The following is a 1,804-nucleotide window of genomic DNA, read 5'->3' as shown; positions in this document are numbered from 1 at the left end:
GGGTCGACGGGTCGGCCGAAGGGTGTGGCGGTTTCGCACGAGGCCATCGTCAACCGTCTGCTGTGGATGCAGGACACGTATCGACTCACCGCGAACGATGTGGTGCTGCAGAAGACTCCGTTCACGTTCGACGTGTCCGTCTGGGAATTCTTCTGGGCACTGCAGGTGGGTGCCTCGGTCGTCGTCGCGATTCCCGACGGCCATCGCGATCCGCACTATCTCGCGCGCGTCATGGCCGAAGAGTCCGTGACCACCGTGCACTTCGTCCCGTCGATGCTGTCGGTATTCGTCGCCGAGCTCGAAGCTCGTCAACTCCAGTTGCCCACTGTGCGACAGGTGTTCGCGTCGGGCGAGGCGCTACCGGCTGCCACTGCTCAGCGATTGTTCGGAGCTCTGCCGAACGTACGGCTGCACAACCTGTACGGACCGACCGAAGCTGCCGTCGACGTGACGTTCCACGAGGTGACGAGAGGGGAGACCGTCGTCCCCATCGGCGCCCCGGTGTGGAACACACGCGTGTTCGTCCTGGATCGTCGGCTCGCTCCAGTCCCGGTCGGGGTCGAAGGTGAGCTCTATCTGGCGGGTGTTCAACTTGCCCGCGGATATGTCGGCCGTCCGGATCTGACTGCCGATCGGTTCGTCGCCCACCCCGTGCCGGAGGCGCGTGCCCGTGGCGAGCGGCTCTACCGAACGGGCGACGTCGTCCGCTGGACCGCGAGCGGCGAACTCGACTACGTGGGCCGCAGCGACTTCCAGGTCAAGCTGCGCGGTCTGCGTATCGAACTCGGCGAGATCGAAACGAATCTGCTCGAGCAGGATTCGATCTCGCAGGCGGCGGTGCTCGTTCGCGACGAGCAACTCGTCGCGTACGTCGTCGTGGACACCGAGGACTTCGACAGTGCGACAGTTCGTTCCGCACTCGGCACGAAGCTCGCCGAGTACATGGTGCCGTCCGTGTTCGTCGTATTGGACGAGTTCCCGCTCGGCTCGAGCGGCAAGCTCGATCGCAAGGCGCTGCCTGCACCCGTGGTGGCGGCGAAGGAGTTCCGCGCGCCCACCACGCCGGTCGAAGAAATTGTGGCCGACACGTTCGCCGGGGTCCTCTCGCTCGATCGAGTCGGCCTCGACGACGACTTCTTCGAACTCGGCGGCAACTCACTGATCGCGACGCAGCTGGTCTCGCGGTTGGGCCAGGTCCTGAACACGAAGATCGGCGTGCGCGAACTGTTCGAAGCATCGACGGTCGCGGAACTCGCTGCGCGGATCGCGAGCCAGGTCGGAAGCGGCAGGCAGCGAGAACTCGTCGCCGTCGATCGGCCCGCACGCATTCCGCTGTCGTTGGCGCAGCAGCGGTACTGGTTCCTCAACCAGTACGACACCACCTCCGCAGTGGACAATATTCCGTTCGCGGTGCGACTGAGTGGTCAACTCGACGTCTCCGCACTCGAAGCAGCGGTAGCCGACCTCATCGCCCGCCACGAATCTCTTCGAACGATCTACCCCGATTCGATGGACGGACCGCACCAAGAGATTTTGCACGTCGACGACGCCGATGCCGTCCTGACTGTCGAGGAGGTCCAGGAGGCAGACATTCGTCGGCGCGTCATCGATCTGATGATGACGGCGTTCGACGTCACGACCCAGATCCCCCGAGCCGCGCAACTGTTCCGGCTGGCCGATGACGAGTACGTGCTCGCGTTCGTGATCCACCACGTCTCCGCGGACGGAGCCTCCATGGCGCCGCTCGTGCGCGATGTGATGATCGCGTATGCGGCGCGTTCGGCTGGTGAGGCGCCCGGTTGGG

1 protein-coding gene is annotated in these 1,804 nt (G+C 64.7%); it reads left to right on the top strand.

Annotated elements, in window-relative coordinates; genetic code table 11:
• A partial coding sequence (locus ACODSO_RS29115; RefSeq protein WP_489040070.1) for an amino acid adenylation domain-containing protein occupies window positions 1-1,804 on the top strand: 1,804 nt, incomplete at both ends.

This window comes from Rhodococcus sp. FG69, from assembly GCF_057808915.1.
The sequence above is the reverse complement of the archived record's forward strand: the minus strand, read 5'-3'. Positions and strand labels throughout refer to the sequence as shown.